The following is a 14,713-nucleotide window of genomic DNA, read 5'->3' as shown; positions in this document are numbered from 1 at the left end:
AATCGCATGGACACAATGGACGGACAAATCGTCCATCGGATGAACGAAACGATCGTGCATCGCGGTCCGGACGATGGTGGCGTTTTCGTGGGCCCCGGAATAGGGTTGGGCCACCGCAGACTGAGCATTATCGACGTAGCTGGTGGACACCAGCCATTAAGCAATGAAGACGGCACGATTTGGGTTCTGCTGAACGGGGAAATCTACAACTACAACGATCTTCGTGCTGACCTGCTGGCGCGTGGCCACAGATTTGCCACCAACTCGGATACCGAGGCGATCGTTCACCTTTACGAGCAATATGGTGAATCCTGTTTCGAGCGGCTCCGCGGCATGTTCGCGATCGCGCTCTGGGATTCAAACAAGCGTGTTCTGATTCTCGCCCGCGACCGGGTTGGTAAGAAGCCGCTCTTTTACACAGCGGACAAAGAGAACGTTGTATTCGGTTCCGAGTTGAAAGTGCTTCTCGCGGCGGACCCGAAGCGAAAGTACGACGTCGATCTCGAGGCGCTTTCCGACTACTTTTCGCTGGGTTATGTACCTGCTCCAAAGACGATCTATCGCGGCGTCCGAAAAGTTCTCCCAGGGCACTTTGTGGTGGTTTCGCGGGATGGACTTCGAGAGAAGTCCTATTGGACTCTGAGCTTTGGCCAGGTGGAACAGCGGTCTGAGGACGAGTGGTGCGAAGTCCTTCAGCACCTCCTCTGTGATGCCACTCGCGTACGACTGATGAGTGAAGTGCCGCTAGGCGCGTTCCTGAGTGGCGGCGTCGACTCGTCGGCTGTTGTTGCGAATATGAGCCGACTGATGAACGACCCTGTCGTTACATGTTCCATCGGCTTTGAGGAAGCGAAGTTTGACGAGTCGGAATACGCGCGCACGGTCGCGAATCTTTTCAAGACCAACCACAATGAGCAAATTGTTCGAGCGAATGCCGTCGACATCATGGACAAACTGGTCTGGCATTACGACGAGCCGTTCTCCGATTCCTCAGCGGTGCCGACCTACTACGTCTCAAAGGTTGCGCGTGAGCGAGTGACGGTTGCGTTGGGTGGCGACGGCGGAGACGAAAGCCTGGCTGGATACCGTCGATACAAGCTCGACATGTATGAGAACAAGATGCGGTCGATGCTGCCTTACGGATTCCGGCGCGCTTTGTTTGGTCCGCTGGGAAGATGGTATCCGGCACTGTCGTGGGCACCAAGAGTATTTCGCGGGAAAGCCACTTTCCAGAGCCTTTCGCGGACGCCGCTGGAAGGATACTTCAACAGCATTTCCACTTTCCGGCCGCACGAGAAAGCCGAACTGCTCAGCGGTGACATGCAACGCAAACTCGCGGCTTACGACACGATCAGCGTACTTCAGAAGCATTATGACGAAGCTGGCACAGACGATCCGTTGTCACGCATCCAGTACACGGATATCAAGACCTATTTGCCTGATGACATCCTGGCCAAGGTTGACCGCGCCAGTATGGCGGTGTCGCTTGAAGTGCGCGCTCCGCTTCTCGATCACCACGTGATCGAGGCGTTGGCGCGCATGCCGTCGAACCTGAAGCTGAAAAATGGAGAAGGGAAGTACATCTTCAAGAAGTCGCTGGAGAAGACGTTGCCGCACGACGTCCTCTACCGTCCGAAGATGGGATTTGCGATTCCGCTTGCGCGGTGGTTCCGTAAAGAGCTAAAGGAACTTGCTTATGAAGCGATCTTTTCGCTGAATGACGGTATTCTTAATCGCCGTCACGTCGAGAAGATATGGAAGCAACATCAGTCGGGGCGGGTGGATCGGTCACCCCAGCTGTGGTCATTACTGATGTATTCAAAATGGAAACAGACATTTAAGGCTTAAGATGAGCGGGATTTGCGGGCTTCACACATTTACACGGCCGTTGCTGAAGAGCGATCTGGAACCGATGCTCTCGGGTCTGCGTGTGCGCGACCAGCGCATTCAAGGGTCTGTTGGCAACAAGTTGGCTTTGCTTGGGACGGTGCAGGGTTTTGATACGCAGTCCGTTTTCGAGAGAGATGGCATCTTTGCCGCGGTTGATTGCGACCTCATCAATCTTGCAGACATCAAGGCGAAGCTCGCAATGCGCGGCGTTGTCGCCGACGGAACTTCGGTCGCCGAGATCGTCAGTCACCTTTACCAGCAGTTCCAGCTAGATTTCGTGGCGCACCTTGTTGGTGCGTTCGCCATAGCGATTTGGGATGAATCAGCTCGCAGACTGGTATTGGCCATCGATCCACTTGGAATTAAGTCTCTGTATTGGAGCGAGGAGAACGACGGCATCTGCTTCGCATCCAGGCTAAGCAGCGTCCTAAGTGGCCGTAGTCAGGATGCTGAACTCAATCCGTCAGCCGTAATTAACTTCTTGCTTTACAGCATGGTGCCCGCGCCGATGACGCCGTTCAAAGACGTCGAGAAGATGCGCCCGGGACATTTGCTGATCTGCGAAGGCGGTAAAGTTCGGCACCAGAAGTTCTGGGACATGCAGTACGAAGAGAGCCGCGACCGGAACGTTAGCGCGTGGGCGACACGTGTGCGTGAGGCGATGCGGGCAGCGGTGCTGCGTACGTATAAGGATCTTGCGCCCGAAAAGACCGGGGCGTTTCTTAGTGGCGGCACGGACAGCAGCAGCGTTGTTGCGTTCATGAACGAGCGGCACTCTCCAGTGAACACGTTTTCCATCTTCTTTGAAGATGAACGTTGGAGCGAGATCGATTACGCGCGCACTACTGCCGGACACTTCAAGACCCGGCATTTCGAACGCGCCCTGTACGCGCCGGACACCGTCGCTGTGGTGGATATGCTCGCCGAGTATTATGACGAGCCGTTCGCGAATTCCTCAGCAGTTGGTTGCTACTACTGCGCGTTAATGGCTCGTGAGAATGGGATTGATACCCTCCTTTCTGGTGATGGCGGCGACGAGATCTTTGGCGGCAACCAGCGCTACGCCGACGACAAGTTATTCCAGTTGTTCTACATGGTTCCGGGGCCGCTTCGGTCGCTGATCAGCGTGGGAACCAAGCTTCTCCCACCTAGCGGAAAGCTCAGCATGCCGCGCAGGTATGTGCGGCGGGCACAGATTCCCAATCCGCGCCGCGTGATGTCGTACAACGTATTCCTGGAAAATCCGGCAGCCCAAGTTTTTGAATCTCAGTTTCTGCGCGAAGCTCCCCCCGAAACATGGTTGTCCATCGCCGAAGGACACTTCCAGCGGGCGAACGCGAGAACCGAGTTAAACAAGCACCTGTACATGGACGTGAAAATGACGTTGGCAGACAACGATCTCCGGAAGGTGCAGGGCACGGCCGAACTGGCAGGAATCAAGGTGCGCTATCCATTACTTGATCCGGAACTGGCGCAGTTCACTGGAACCATTCCAACCAGTCTGAAACTGAAGGGATTCGAGAAGCGATTCATCTTCAAGCAGGCGATGACGGGCATCTTGCCCGAAAAGGTGCTGTACAAAAAGAAGCACGGCTTCGGAGTACCGGTTTCAAAATGGCTGTTGGAAAACCCGACGCTGAGAACGCAGATGCATGACCTGCTCAGCGACCGCCGAACGCTCGAGCGCGGATACTTCCAGAAACAGTTCATTCACAAGCTGCGCGAGTTGCATGAGAACGACGACGTTGCATTCTACGGCGAAACGATGTGGTATTTGCTGGTGCTGGAACTTTGGCATCGCAATCACGTGGACGCTCGTAAGCGGGTGACAAGCACAACATGAGAAAACAGCTTCACAATATGTATAACGGCCTCAGAAACTGGATTACTCCGGGCCTGAGAAATTCGCAGTTTGCGTATCGTGACAAGCTGGCGGAATGTCTCCGTCCGGAGACGAAATGGCTGGATCTCGGTTGCGGTCACAATTTGCTGCCTTCCTGGATGCCGAATGCGCTTCAGGACGAGAGAGCACTGGTCGCACGTTGTGGAAGAGTGGTCGGTATTGACGCCGATTTTGCGAATCTCCGAGTACACGAATCCATCAGCGAGAGAGTTTTCGGAAATATCGAGTACCTTCCGTTTCGTGATCAGACGTTCGATCTGATCACAGCTAACATGGTTGTGGAACACGTGGAAAACCCCGCGCCTCTGTTGCGCGAAGTTCATCGAGTGTTGCGTCCCGGGGGAGTATTCCTTTTTCACACGCCTAATTTCTTGGGATACGCCACGCTGCTCTCCGCCTTTCTTCCTGACTTCACTAAGGTACAACTCGCGAAATGGCTGCAGGGGAGGGCCTCAGAAGATGTGTTCCCGACGCGTTATCGCATGAATACGAAGCGTTCCGTGTCGCAAGCAGCCGTGCAGGAACATTTCGACGTGCAGGAAGTCGCACTGGTGGAGTCCTCCGCTCAGACGGTAATGCTAGGTCCAGTGGTTGCCTTGGAGTTGCTGTGGATCCGCTTGCTTCGGGCGAGAGTTTTAGCAGGCCTGAGAACGAACTTGATCGTGAAGTTGCGGAAGAAAGATATCTCTCAAGTTGCAAGCCTGCAGTTCGAGTCTGCGAAAGAAGTTCCAGTGGGCCAGGGATGACGCAATCGACCAAGTCCGAGCAGATTACTTACGTGCCCGGCCCCGATGAGAACGGCTGGAAAGGCACGGCGGCGCGCCTGCTTCAGGCTTCGGGACTCCTCAGTTCACTCGTTAAGTCAACCGCTTCAGCCTTGTTACGCAACAACCAGTATCGATGCGCGATCCTCTACTACCATCGCATTGGCACAGGTGGGGTTCCCGTCTATAACGGAATCCCGGCAGATGTGTTCGAAAGCCAGATCAGGTTTCTGCGCCAGAATTATAGGATTATTTCTCTCGCGCAATTTTGCCAGGAGTTTCCCGAGGGGAAAGTCGCGGAGCCCTCTGTGGTTATTACGTTCGATGATGGTTATCGCGGTACATACACCGAAGCGCTCCCGATACTTCAAAAGTACAGTGTTCCAGCCACTGTTTACCTGACCGTGGGTTGTATTGAGACAGGCGATATTGCCTGGTACGACAAGATCTTCCTCGCTTTCTATATTGCCGAGGCAGAGGGCATTGACGTAGAGGTCGAAGAGGAATTGCTGCATTTTCCGCTATCATCGCTCCGTGACCGCCTGGGTTCGGCATTGCGGCTGATCAGGCGCTTAAGGCAGATTCCAAATGTTGACCGCATTGATTTCTGCCGCAAATTCGACAAGCAATTTCCACTTCCATCCACGGAGACCAGAGGGCGCATGCTCACCTGGGAGGAAGCGCGACAGATGCAGAAGCTCGGTATCTCGTTTGGTGGGCACACGATGACACATCCGGCTGTGTCGCAGCTTTCACCGCCGGAGGCGGAAATCGAATTGGGCGAGTCAAAGGCGATTGCCGAAAAACGGCTGGGCCAGCGCGTGGTGGATTTCGCTTTCCCTTTCGGTAACCTTCAGGCGTGCGGAACCGGTACCCCGGCACTGCTCAAGAAGTTCGAATATCGGTCGGCGACAACCACCATGGAAGGCGTAAATTCAGGCGACGCCGATCCATTCCTGCTGCGCAGGACCGCTGTGATTGAAGAAGCCGGCGTTTCCCTCGCAATGTTCCGTCTGAACCAGTTGTTTCGCCGTGGGTCGAACGAACGCCTCACGCAAACGTCGGCAGCGCAAGAGACCCAGGCAAGCTTGAGGGAAATGCATGCGTGATTTCATAGTGCTCGCATTCATCTTTCTCTCAGCACCGGCAGCCTTGTTCTCGCCGTACTATGGCGTCCTCGTGTGGCATTTTATTTCCTTCCTGAATCCGCACCGGTTTGCCTGGAGCTTCGCATTCAATTTTCCTGTCGCAATGGTGATAGGAATCCCCACACTCATCGGCGCATTGTTCACAAAGGACTCGAACAGAAAACTATTTACGCGGGAAACTCTAATCCTGGTTATCTTGTGGGCATGGTTCTGCGTTACGCTGTTTCACGCGAGCCAGATTCCATTTCTCTCCACGCATTTGGACGACGGACTGTTTAAGCTCACTCGCATCAGCAAGATTCTGCTGATGACCTTCGTGACGTTTTACCTGGTTTCCTCTAAGCAGAAACTACGCTGGCTTCTTTTATTAGTCGCATTCTGCTTCATTTTTCTCGATGGAAAGGGCGCCATCTGGGGTGTTGCTACTGGAGGCGAGTGGCGAGTCTACGGACCGCAAGAGTCATTCATCGAAGACAATAATGCCTTCGCTTTGGCCACCAACATGGTGATGCCTCTCATGTTCTTCCTCGCCTGGGATGAAGAGAGACGGTGGGTTCGGTGGCTCCTTCGGTTTGGTTTCGTTAGCGGCATCATCGCGGTGATGCTCACCTATTCCAGGGGCGGCTTACTCGGCCTTGCGGTTGTGCTTGGTTTAGTGGCGATCAAGGCACACCGGAAGTTGATTGCAGCTTGCCTTCTAGTCTTAGTGACCTTGGGAACGCTGGCTTACTCACCCGAGAAATGGAAGGATCGCATGAGCGGCTTCCTGGAAGGCAAGGTGGACAGCTCTGCCGAGCAACGACTGGTTACTTGGGGAGTTGGCCTCAGACTAGTACGAGACTACCCGGTGTTTGGCGGCGGCTTTGAAGTCTATCCGGATGTAGCCATTTTTCAGCATTACAAGACCCGGGATATGCCTGGTGGCCGCCTCTCGGCAGGACCACACAGCATTTACATGGAGATGCTGGGAGAACACGGTTTCGTCGGACTCGGTTTGTTCCTTTCACTTGTTGGGAGTTGCCTGCTGACACTCCGAAAGGTGATCCGGATATCCAAGCGGGATCCAAACGGCCGATGGGCACTAGTCACAGCCCACAGTTTCGAGGTCAGTATTTACGCCTTCCTGGTGAGCGGAGCTTTTCTGGGATTCGCGAACTTCGATCTCTGGTATTTATACGTGGCGTGTACGAGTGTTCTCCACCTTCTGTACATGCAGCAGCTTAAATCTGAAGCACAGGGGCCGATCGTCAGCCAGTCACCCGAAGAGCCGCATGGTTCTTCCGTGCCGGCTTCTCGTGATGGTATTTATGCGTAAATTCTTGTTCACTGTATTTGCCCTATGTTTGCTGCTGGGGTCGAGTGTCGCCGCTGAATGGAAATGGTCCTCGAAGCTCGTGGATCCGAACGAAGGTACTTTTACGGCGTTGAAGGCTGACCCGGCCGGAAACCTTCATCTCGCCTATCTGGCCGGATCGATGGTCCGCTATGGCTACCTGCCGAAGAACGCCGAGAAGTGGTACATGATGGATCTTGCTCCGGGCGGAGAGTATGTGAGACTCAATCTTGATCCATCCGGTAATCCACATGTTTGTTCTACCGGGCATGGAGAACTCCGTCACTACTGGTTTGACGGTCAAAAGTGGCAAGGGGAGCGTGTGTCTCCCGCTACGGCCAGTATCCAGTTCAGTTGTTCTGTCGGAGTCGGGCCAGATGGCACCGTACACATGGTTTGGTATCCGCTACCGGTTACCGAATCGGATGACAACGTGTTGCACATTCGCTATGGAGCCAAGCGAGAAAACGTTTGGTATCTCCGAACGCTGGATTACGGTGGAGAATCGGGGAAGTGGAACACCCTAGAAGTGGACGCCAAGGGTAATCCTCATGTTTCCTATTCTTGTTTCAGGGACAAACGACTAGGCTACGCAACCATCGTCAACAATGAATGGAAATTCGATGCCGTCGATCAAAACACCTCGCCACTGGCTGAGTTTCCTGTCGGCATTGGCAACGACTTAGCGATCGCTCCAGATGGACGTCCAAGGATCACCTACCAGGACTCCGTAACCGTTCGTTATGCTGAGCCCGACGTGAACGGGGTCTGGAAGACCGAGACCGTTGATCAGGTCGCATCTCGGCACGGTTGGACAGACTATCGCACTCGCCTCACTTTTGACAGCGAGGCGCACCCTCACATCGTCTATCCCGATGGTGGTGCTTTGAAACATGCGTGGAAGGACGATGCGGGATGGCACGTACAATTCATCGCTCCCAAGGGCACGAACCAGCATCCTTTTGCTTCCATCACTGCTGGGCCTAACAACAAGCTCTTTGTCGTTTATCGGGATACGAAAGACGGCTCCCTGCAACTAGCCACGGGAACATTAAGCAGTGCAACCGCCGACGATGCAAAAGCTATCGACAGCCCCAATGCCGCACCAGCGAAGAACCCAGCTTTGTCTGGGCCTTCTCAAGATGTTGACGCGACGAGTGGTGCCGCAGCTACTGTGAAGCCGAAGCCGGCAGCCTCAAAATCGAAGTCTGGTGTAAAGAAATCTACGAAGAAGTAATGACTAGTGGGCAGTCGTATGGACGGCCGCTGATGCGTTCGTGACCTTCTGCAGTACTTGCTCCAGCACCTTGCCCACAGCTTCCCAGGAGAAATTCGCTTCCACGAAGTTGCGCGCATTCTTGCCGATGCGCTCTCGTTCTTCACGATTGCGGAGGAGGGAAACGACGTGGTCTGCAAAGTCTTTCGGATTGTCGGCCAACATGGAGTTTTCTCCATGAGTGACCGGCAGGCCCTCGGTGCCGAGCGGAGTGGAAACCATCGCTTTCGCCATGGCCATCGCTTCAAATACTTTCAGCCTCGTGCCGCTCCCAATCAAAAGCGGGACTACATACACCGAAGCTTCCGTCATATATGGACGCACATCTTCTACGCGTCCGGTCACGCGAATCGCCGGATTCGCAGCGGCTAACGTCTTCAGGCGCTCCGACGGTTTTCTTCCGACAACTGTCAACGAAACATCCGGTACTCTCTGCTGCACCAGCGACAGAATTTGCTCGACGAAGTACAGAATGCCTTCGTCATTAGGCAGCCAGTCCATCGATCCGGTAAACACCAGTGAATTCGGCTTCTCCGGCACCCCCGGCACCGGCTGAAAGTATTCCGGATCGACACCGGTTGGAATCACGCTGATCTTCTCGGGTGAAACGTATGGAAGAAATCCGCGCTTGTCGTCTTCGGAGACGGCAAGCACATGATCTGCATCTTTCACCAGGCGTTCTTCCAAACGCGCCATCGTCTTGTATTCCCGCCAGCAGACTGTTTTCCAGATCGGATTGTCGGCAAGCTTGTATGAACGCTCCCATATCTGTGCTTCCACGTTGTGCGTGAATAGCACGATGGGGACGTCGGTCTCCCACGGAATCACTCCGCCGGAAATGAGGAAGTCGCAGATCACCACGTCGAATCGCTCTTTGCGCATCACTTCCGCTAGACGCTCGCGAATTCCCGGACGGCAATACTTTGTCAATGAGTATGGACGCAGCGAAAGCAGGTTGCGCCCGTAGGCAATCGCATCCTGGAAGCCTTTTGCAGGTGGCTGCTTGAAGGTATAGCGCACCACCCGGTGGAACACGTTATCCAGTTCGGCATGGATATCGTTGGGTTCCTCCGGGTAGAAGGTGAAAAACGTCACCTCGTGGTGGCGCGCAAGCTGTTTCAGGAGGTTGTAGCTGCGAATGCGCCCACCGTGGTCGGCAGGGATCAGCCCTCCTGATTTCACCCAAAGAATCTTCATCGCTCCGACCTAGTGGGCGGCCGCCATTTCACGCTTTGCAGCACGTGGCAATTCCCAACGGACGAGGTCCACAATCGTCTGCGACGGACGCAGTTTCGCACGCAATGCCTTGCGGTCCACCGCATTCGTCCCAACCACGATGATTTCAGATTCCTCCACCACCTTGTTCATGTCTTCGCAGAGCAGGGAACCGATGTGTGGAATCACGTCTTCGATAAACTGGCGGTTCGATCCGATCAATTGGCCTAGGCGGACATGGTCATCCCATATCTTCAACTGGCAGCCTTCGCCCAGAAGACGCTTTGCAAGCACCACGTTCGGGCTTTCGCGCAGATCGTCGGTACCGGACTTAAAGCTCAATCCCAGCATTCCAACCGTGCGCTTTTCGAGCCGCAGTACAGCCTCGACCGCGCGGTCGATGTGATGATCGTTGCTCGGCATGATCGATTCGAGCAGCGGTAGTTTCGTATCGAGTTCCTTCGCCTTGTAATTCAAAGCGCGCAGATCTTTCGGCAAACAGGACCCGCCGAACGCGAAACCAGGGGACAGGTAAGTTTTCGAGATGTTCAGGCGCGTATCGGTCTTGAAGATATCCATGACCGTGTGCGGATCGATCGTCATCTCGCGGCACATCGTCCCGATTTCGTTCGCGAAAGCGACCTTCAAGGCGTGGAACGCATTGCAGACGTACTTCACCATTTCCGCCGTTGCAGTGGTCGTTTCGAACAGCGGCGCAGGCGCCCACTCGTAGAGCTCTTTCACCGGACCAATCACGTTAAGGTCTTCGCAGCCGATCACCGTCATCGGAGGTTCAAAGAAGTCAGCCACAGCTGAGCCTTCGCGCAAGAACTCAGGGTTGAAGCAGACTGCGAAGTCCTTACCAAATTTCTTGCCGCTCGTCTTTTCGAGCAACGGAATCACTACCTGCTGGGTTGTGCCCGGCAAAACTGTGCTGCGGATCACGATGGTGTGGAAGGTCGATTTCTTCGCCAGCGCCTGGCCGATGTCTCTGCAAACGGCTTCAATGTGACCAAGCTCCAGCTTGCCGTTGCGCATGCTCGGTGTGCCGACCGAGACGAATGAGATCTCTGTCTTTTGAATAGCCTCGTTCGCGTCGCGGGTCGCTGAAATCAAACCCTTTTTGCAGCCAGCCTCAATGAGTTCGTTCATCCGGGCTTCCACGATCGGTGTACGCGCCGCGTTCAACGCATCCACTTTGATCGGGTTCGGATCCACGCCGACGATCCGATGTCCTCTTTCAGCCAAACACGCCGCCGTAACGGCACCCACGTAGCCAAGTCCAAACACACTAACTGAGCGAGACATTTGTTCTCCAAGTTACTGCCGGTAGCTATTGAAATACTAGTTACTGCAATCAGCGTTCCGAACGGACGGTTTCCGGAAAGCCGAAAGTCATGTCCTAAGTCCAGAGTTGATGTGCAAAACCACGGCGATTCTACGCAGCAAAGCCTAGTTTTCGTGTGGCATGTGTGAAAATACTTTCACATGTGGTAGCAAATTTCCTTCACTTTGGGCATTTCGGACTCAACCAGCCTAGACTCTCCGTCAAACTGATACCTCTAATCTCACCCTGAGCTGCAACCCATAGATTCTGAAAGCTTAAGCGCGAAAAACGCATCTACTTCAGCCGCCACGGCATCCCATGACCGGCTTCGTCCATATTCCGCTATGGCCTCGCGGTCCCATGAGGTTGAAAGGGCCCTGCACAATCCAGTGCAAACCGATTCAACATTCGGCTCGGTCAAAATCCCCAACTTTTCTGAATTCAAAACCTCCGGAATTCCGCCAATATTTGTTGCTAGCACCGGGGTGCCGCAAGCCATTGACTCCAATAGCACGTTGGGCCAGCCCTCGCGTGTGCTGGCGAGAACGCTCGCGTCCGCGGCGCTATACCAGTTTTGTAGCTCCTGGTTCGGCACTATGCCGAGAAACCGAACCCGGTCGGCGATGCCCAGTTCGGATGCCATTTTCTTTGCTTCATCGGCGCCTTCGCCATCGCCGATCAGCAGCAGGAGAACGTTCAGGCCCTTCTCTCGCAGCTTCTGTACAGCCGGAATCAACAGCGGAAAGCCCTTGTGTCTCTTGAGTGCCGCCACTGACACAAGAATCTTTTGATCCCGTGGCAGGTCTAGCCGCTTGCGTGCCTCCGCCTGGTCAACTGGGAAGAATCGCTCCGTATCGATTCCATTGCCGATTACCGTTGATTTCGCGGAAGGAAGACCGTTGTTGAGCATTAATTCGCGCAGCTTCGAAGAGACGCCAATTCCACCGGCGACATTCCCTAGAGTCCACCGTATCTTCGGCATCACCGTGCGGATTTCGGGAAAGAGGTTCATGTCGGTTCCACGCGTCGTAACAAATGCGGGCAGACCCACATCTTTCGCCAGGCGCACCGCCGCATAGCCATCCGGGTATACGTAGTGTCCATCGATCAGATCGAACTTCGCTGCTGTGACGAGGCTTTTCACCAGTTTGCGGCTCGCGTTGTACATCAGCCAGCCATGGACTGCCATCGAGATCTTCGGGATCAGAGGATATCGAGGGTGATGAACGCGGATTCCACCAATCTTCTCGGTCCTAGGGACCGAGGCGAAATGCTGCAACCGGCTGGGAATCGCGGCTCCCCGGAGCCACGAAGGAACATAGGGAATCGGTGCTACCACTTCCACGTAATTACCGGGCCGTTGCGCGAAGTGAGCCATGCGCTGATAAATGAAAATGCCGTGTTCCGGTTGGCACGAGTTCGGAAACAGGCTTGTGAAGGTCAGTACGCGCATGGAAGCGATTTCCGATGTTATCGCAGGGCTAGCCTATTGCAGATAGCAAACAGAATGCGACTGGTTACCACGGATTCTGGCATCTGGCGTGCATGTGGGATACTTAAGGGAGGACACTATCCGCGCTGCTTTGAGTATGAAAAACGCCCTTACATTCGACGTTGAGGAGTATTTCCAGGTCATCGCATTTGCTGCCAGCATCGATCGCCGCGACTGGGATACCAAGGAAAGCCGTGTCGAACGCACCACCGAGATCGTTCTGGAGATGCTCGGCGAGATGGGCACTAAGGCCACGTTTTTCACGTTAGGCTGGGTGGCAGAAAAGCGTCCCGGACTTGTGCGCCGGATCGCTGAAGCTGGTCATGAAGTCGCCTGCCACAGTAATCTTCACCGTCAGGTGTTTACGCTGAGTCCCACTGAGTTTCGCGAGGATTCGGGGCGGGCAAAGCAGTTGCTTGAGGACGCTTGCGGCCAGCAGATTCTAGGCTTTCGTGCCCCGAGCTTCTCCATCCGGCGAGATTCCTGGTGGGCACTCGATGTGCTTGCTGAGTTGGGCTTTGCGTACGACTCCAGCGTTTTCCCGGTCAGTCATCCCAATTACGGCGTTCCCAATGAACAACTGAGGCCTTTTGTCGTGAATACCGCACATGGACCGATTGTCGAGTTTCCGATGACGGCGATCGAGTTCGCAGGGATGAGGGCGCCGGTTGCCGGCGGCGCGTACTTCAGACTTCTGCCGTACTGGTTCACCCGCGACACCCTGAAGTTGGTTAACGAACAGAGCCGGAGTTTTTGCACCTATTTGCATCCTTGGGAGTTTGACCCGGAGCAGCCAAGGGTTTCGGCAGGTTTGACATCGCGTATCCGCCATTACATTGGTTTGAAAGGTGTACAAAGAAAACTGAAACAGTTACTTAAAGATTTTGAATTCGCTCCGATGGCGCAACTGGTCGAACCTCTGGTTCTGAGTTCGCGGCCAGTATCGCAAAAAGCGGCTACTGTGAGCGCAGGGAAAGCGGCCAGTTTTTCGGCCTGATTCCGGCAGGAATTTGGATATAATCCCGCAGAAACCCACCCATACTCGAACGCGGCGGCCACTCTGAAGCCTCAGACCACAACCGATCCAATCTCGCTCGCTAACCTGGAAGTCGACCGCCAAGCGATCATCGGACTTCTACGTCAGGAATTCGGCCCCTTTGCCGACGAAAAGCGTTACGAGTGGCTCTACCGTCAGGGCCCGATGGGTGAGGCGAAAGTCTGGAAATACGTGAGCTCAGAAGGACAACTGATCGGTGTGGCAGCGGCCTTTCCACGATATATACAGGGACCCGCGGGCGTAAGCACTGGTTACGTTTTGGGAGACTTCTGTATCAGCTCGAAGCACCGTGCATTAGGTCCGGCGTTGAAACTTCAAAAGGCATGCATGCAGGGAATCGCCGAGACAGGGGCAGTCGCCTACGATCTTCCAAGTCATGTCATGCAGGCGGTTTATACGAGGATAGGCGTGAAAACCGCGATGCAGGTTGCGCGCTACGCACGACCGTTGCGGACCGGCAAGATCGTTCGAGAGCGACTTGGAAACTCAGTATTGTCGGGCTTGGTGGCAGCTGTCCTCGATTTTGGCATTGGCTTAACGCTTCCTCGTCAACAATGCCCAGCCCTTTCCATCGAAAAACATCCTGGCCCGTTCGGCAACGAGTTTACCGAATTGGCTTCCCGGACAGGAGCGCGGTGGGGAACTTGTGTCCGTCGTTCCGGTGAATACCTTAGCTGGCGATACCTGCAGCACCCGTACGCAGAGTTCGTTACCTGGACGGCACGTCACAATGGCAAGCTACTTGCATACGTAGTTACTGCTCAGGAACAGTCAGTTACGCGCATCGTGGATCTCTTCGGCGGCGAAGCTCTCGAACCGCTCCAGGCGCTGGTTACGAAAGTGATCCGCACGGCTCACCATGCCGGACAGAGTACGGTAAGCTTCTGTATTCCCGCAGCTCACCCATGGTGTAACTGGTTGTCAAAATTAGGCTTCAGGCCGAGAGAAGCAAGTGCGGCTGTAGTGCTGGATCCGGGTTCGCAGGGCAGTGGAGACTGGTTGATTTTAGACGCGGACCGGGAGAGCTAAATCAGTAAAAGAACGGGGTAATGGATGCAACAAGTGGAAAGCCACAGCGACCGAATTCACGCGTTTATTTCCGAGAAGTTTCCGTTGGCCAAGAAATTGAAGCTTGGACCGAACGACAATCTGCTGGAGAGCGGTGCGGTCGATTCGCTCGGAATGCTGGATCTGGTGTCGTATCTGCAAACGGAGTTTGGCATTGAAATCTCCGATGACGAGCTTTTGCCGGAGAACTTCCAGTCGGTACAAACGATCACCGCTTTCGTTCAAAGCAAACTCAATTAG

At 54.6% G+C, this 14,713-nt stretch carries 12 protein-coding genes; 9 read left to right on the top strand and 3 right to left on the bottom strand.

Annotated features, from left to right (window positions below):
- The first annotated feature begins 6 nt into the window (after window positions 1-6).
- The 6 genes from asnB to VN577_20900 are packed head-to-tail and all read left to right on the top strand — an operon-like array spanning window position 7 to window position 8,275.
- A complete protein-coding gene (asnB, locus tag VN577_20925; GenBank protein ID HWR17306.1) occupies window positions 7-1,848 on the top strand; it encodes an asparagine synthase (glutamine-hydrolyzing) in 1,842 nt (613 codons plus the stop codon).
- A 1-nt stretch (window position 1,849) separates the two neighbouring features.
- Window positions 1,850-3,733, top strand: a complete 1,884-nt coding sequence (locus VN577_20920) for an asparagine synthase-related protein (protein HWR17305.1) — start codon at window positions 1,850-1,852, stop codon at window positions 3,731-3,733.
- Window positions 3,730-4,539, top strand: a complete 810-nt coding sequence (locus VN577_20915; protein HWR17304.1) for a class I SAM-dependent methyltransferase — start codon at window positions 3,730-3,732, stop codon at window positions 4,537-4,539. Before VN577_20920 ends, VN577_20915 begins: the two co-directional genes overlap by 4 nt.
- The gene (locus VN577_20910) at window positions 4,536-5,666 is read left to right on the top strand and encodes a polysaccharide deacetylase family protein (protein ID HWR17303.1); all 1,131 of its coding nucleotides are present in this window, start codon (window positions 4,536-4,538) and stop codon (window positions 5,664-5,666) included. Before VN577_20915 ends, VN577_20910 begins: the two co-directional genes overlap by 4 nt.
- Entirely contained in the window at window positions 5,659-7,020 is a 1,362-nt protein-coding gene (locus VN577_20905) for a putative O-glycosylation ligase, exosortase A system-associated (GenBank protein ID HWR17302.1), read from the top strand. The genes VN577_20910 and VN577_20905 overlap by 8 nt, the downstream gene beginning before the upstream one ends.
- On the top strand, window positions 7,013-8,275 hold the full coding sequence (locus VN577_20900; GenBank protein HWR17301.1) for a hypothetical protein: 1,263 nt from the start codon (window positions 7,013-7,015) through the stop codon (window positions 8,273-8,275). The genes VN577_20905 and VN577_20900 overlap by 8 nt, the downstream gene beginning before the upstream one ends.
- A gap of 3 nt (window positions 8,276-8,278) precedes the next feature.
- On the opposite strand, the gene VN577_20895 is transcribed toward VN577_20900, so the two are convergent.
- The 3 genes from VN577_20895 to VN577_20885 form a co-directional block, all read right to left on the bottom strand.
- The gene (locus VN577_20895) at window positions 8,279-9,511 is read right to left on the bottom strand and encodes a glycosyltransferase (protein ID HWR17300.1); all 1,233 of its coding nucleotides are present in this window, start codon (window positions 9,509-9,511) and stop codon (window positions 8,279-8,281) included.
- Between the two features lie 9 nt (window positions 9,512-9,520).
- Window positions 9,521-10,837, bottom strand: a complete 1,317-nt coding sequence (locus tag VN577_20890) for a UDP-glucose/GDP-mannose dehydrogenase family protein (GenBank protein HWR17299.1) — start codon at window positions 10,835-10,837, stop codon at window positions 9,521-9,523.
- A gap of 260 nt (window positions 10,838-11,097) precedes the next feature.
- Window positions 11,098-12,309, bottom strand: a complete 1,212-nt coding sequence (locus tag VN577_20885) for a glycosyltransferase family 4 protein (protein HWR17298.1) — start codon at window positions 12,307-12,309, stop codon at window positions 11,098-11,100.
- Between the two features lie 136 nt (window positions 12,310-12,445).
- Between VN577_20885 and VN577_20880 the strand changes: the two genes are divergently transcribed.
- From VN577_20880 to VN577_20870, 3 genes are all read left to right on the top strand, one after another.
- Window positions 12,446-13,345 carry an XrtA system polysaccharide deacetylase gene (locus VN577_20880; protein HWR17297.1) on the top strand — a complete coding sequence of 300 codons (900 nt, stop codon included), beginning with the start codon at window positions 12,446-12,448 and terminating at the stop codon, window positions 13,343-13,345.
- A 204-nt stretch (window positions 13,346-13,549) separates the two neighbouring features.
- Window positions 13,550-14,434, top strand: coding sequence for a hypothetical protein (locus VN577_20875; GenBank protein HWR17296.1), 885 nt, complete (start codon window positions 13,550-13,552; stop codon window positions 14,432-14,434).
- A 24-nt stretch (window positions 14,435-14,458) separates the two neighbouring features.
- Window positions 14,459-14,713 carry an acyl carrier protein gene (locus VN577_20870; GenBank protein ID HWR17295.1) on the top strand — a complete coding sequence of 85 codons (255 nt, stop codon included), beginning with the start codon at window positions 14,459-14,461 and terminating at the stop codon, window positions 14,711-14,713.

The organism is Terriglobales bacterium (assembly GCA_035561515.1).
In the GTDB taxonomy this organism is placed as follows: Bacteria; Acidobacteriota; Terriglobia; order Terriglobales; family Acidobacteriaceae; genus DATMXP01.
The sequence above is the reverse complement of the archived record's forward strand: the minus strand, read 5'-3'. Positions and strand labels throughout refer to the sequence as shown.

Bases quoted from the DNA above. Each gene is read 5' to 3' on its own strand.
- asnB (HWR17306.1), top strand. From the start codon at position 7: ATGGACACAATGGACGGACAAATCGTCCATCGGATGAACGAAACGATC.
- VN577_20920 (HWR17305.1), top strand. From the start codon at position 1,850: ATGAGCGGGATTTGCGGGCTTCACACATTTACACGGCCGTTGCTGAAG.
- VN577_20915 (HWR17304.1), top strand. From the start codon at position 3,730: ATGAGAAAACAGCTTCACAATATGTATAACGGCCTCAGAAACTGGATT.
- VN577_20910 (HWR17303.1), top strand. From the start codon at position 4,536: ATGACGCAATCGACCAAGTCCGAGCAGATTACTTACGTGCCCGGCCCC.
- VN577_20905 (HWR17302.1), top strand. From the start codon at position 5,659: ATGCGTGATTTCATAGTGCTCGCATTCATCTTTCTCTCAGCACCGGCA.
- VN577_20900 (HWR17301.1), top strand. From the start codon at position 7,013: ATGCGTAAATTCTTGTTCACTGTATTTGCCCTATGTTTGCTGCTGGGG.
- VN577_20895 (HWR17300.1), bottom strand. From the start codon at position 9,511: ATGAAGATTCTTTGGGTGAAATCAGGAGGGCTGATCCCTGCCGACCAC.
- VN577_20890 (HWR17299.1), bottom strand. From the start codon at position 10,837: ATGTCTCGCTCAGTTAGTGTGTTTGGACTTGGCTACGTGGGTGCCGTT.
- VN577_20885 (HWR17298.1), bottom strand. From the start codon at position 12,309: ATGCGCGTACTGACCTTCACAAGCCTGTTTCCGAACTCGTGCCAACCG.
- VN577_20880 (HWR17297.1), top strand. From the start codon at position 12,446: ATGAAAAACGCCCTTACATTCGACGTTGAGGAGTATTTCCAGGTCATC.
- VN577_20875 (HWR17296.1), top strand. From the start codon at position 13,550: ATGGGTGAGGCGAAAGTCTGGAAATACGTGAGCTCAGAAGGACAACTG.
- VN577_20870 (HWR17295.1), top strand. From the start codon at position 14,459: ATGCAACAAGTGGAAAGCCACAGCGACCGAATTCACGCGTTTATTTCC.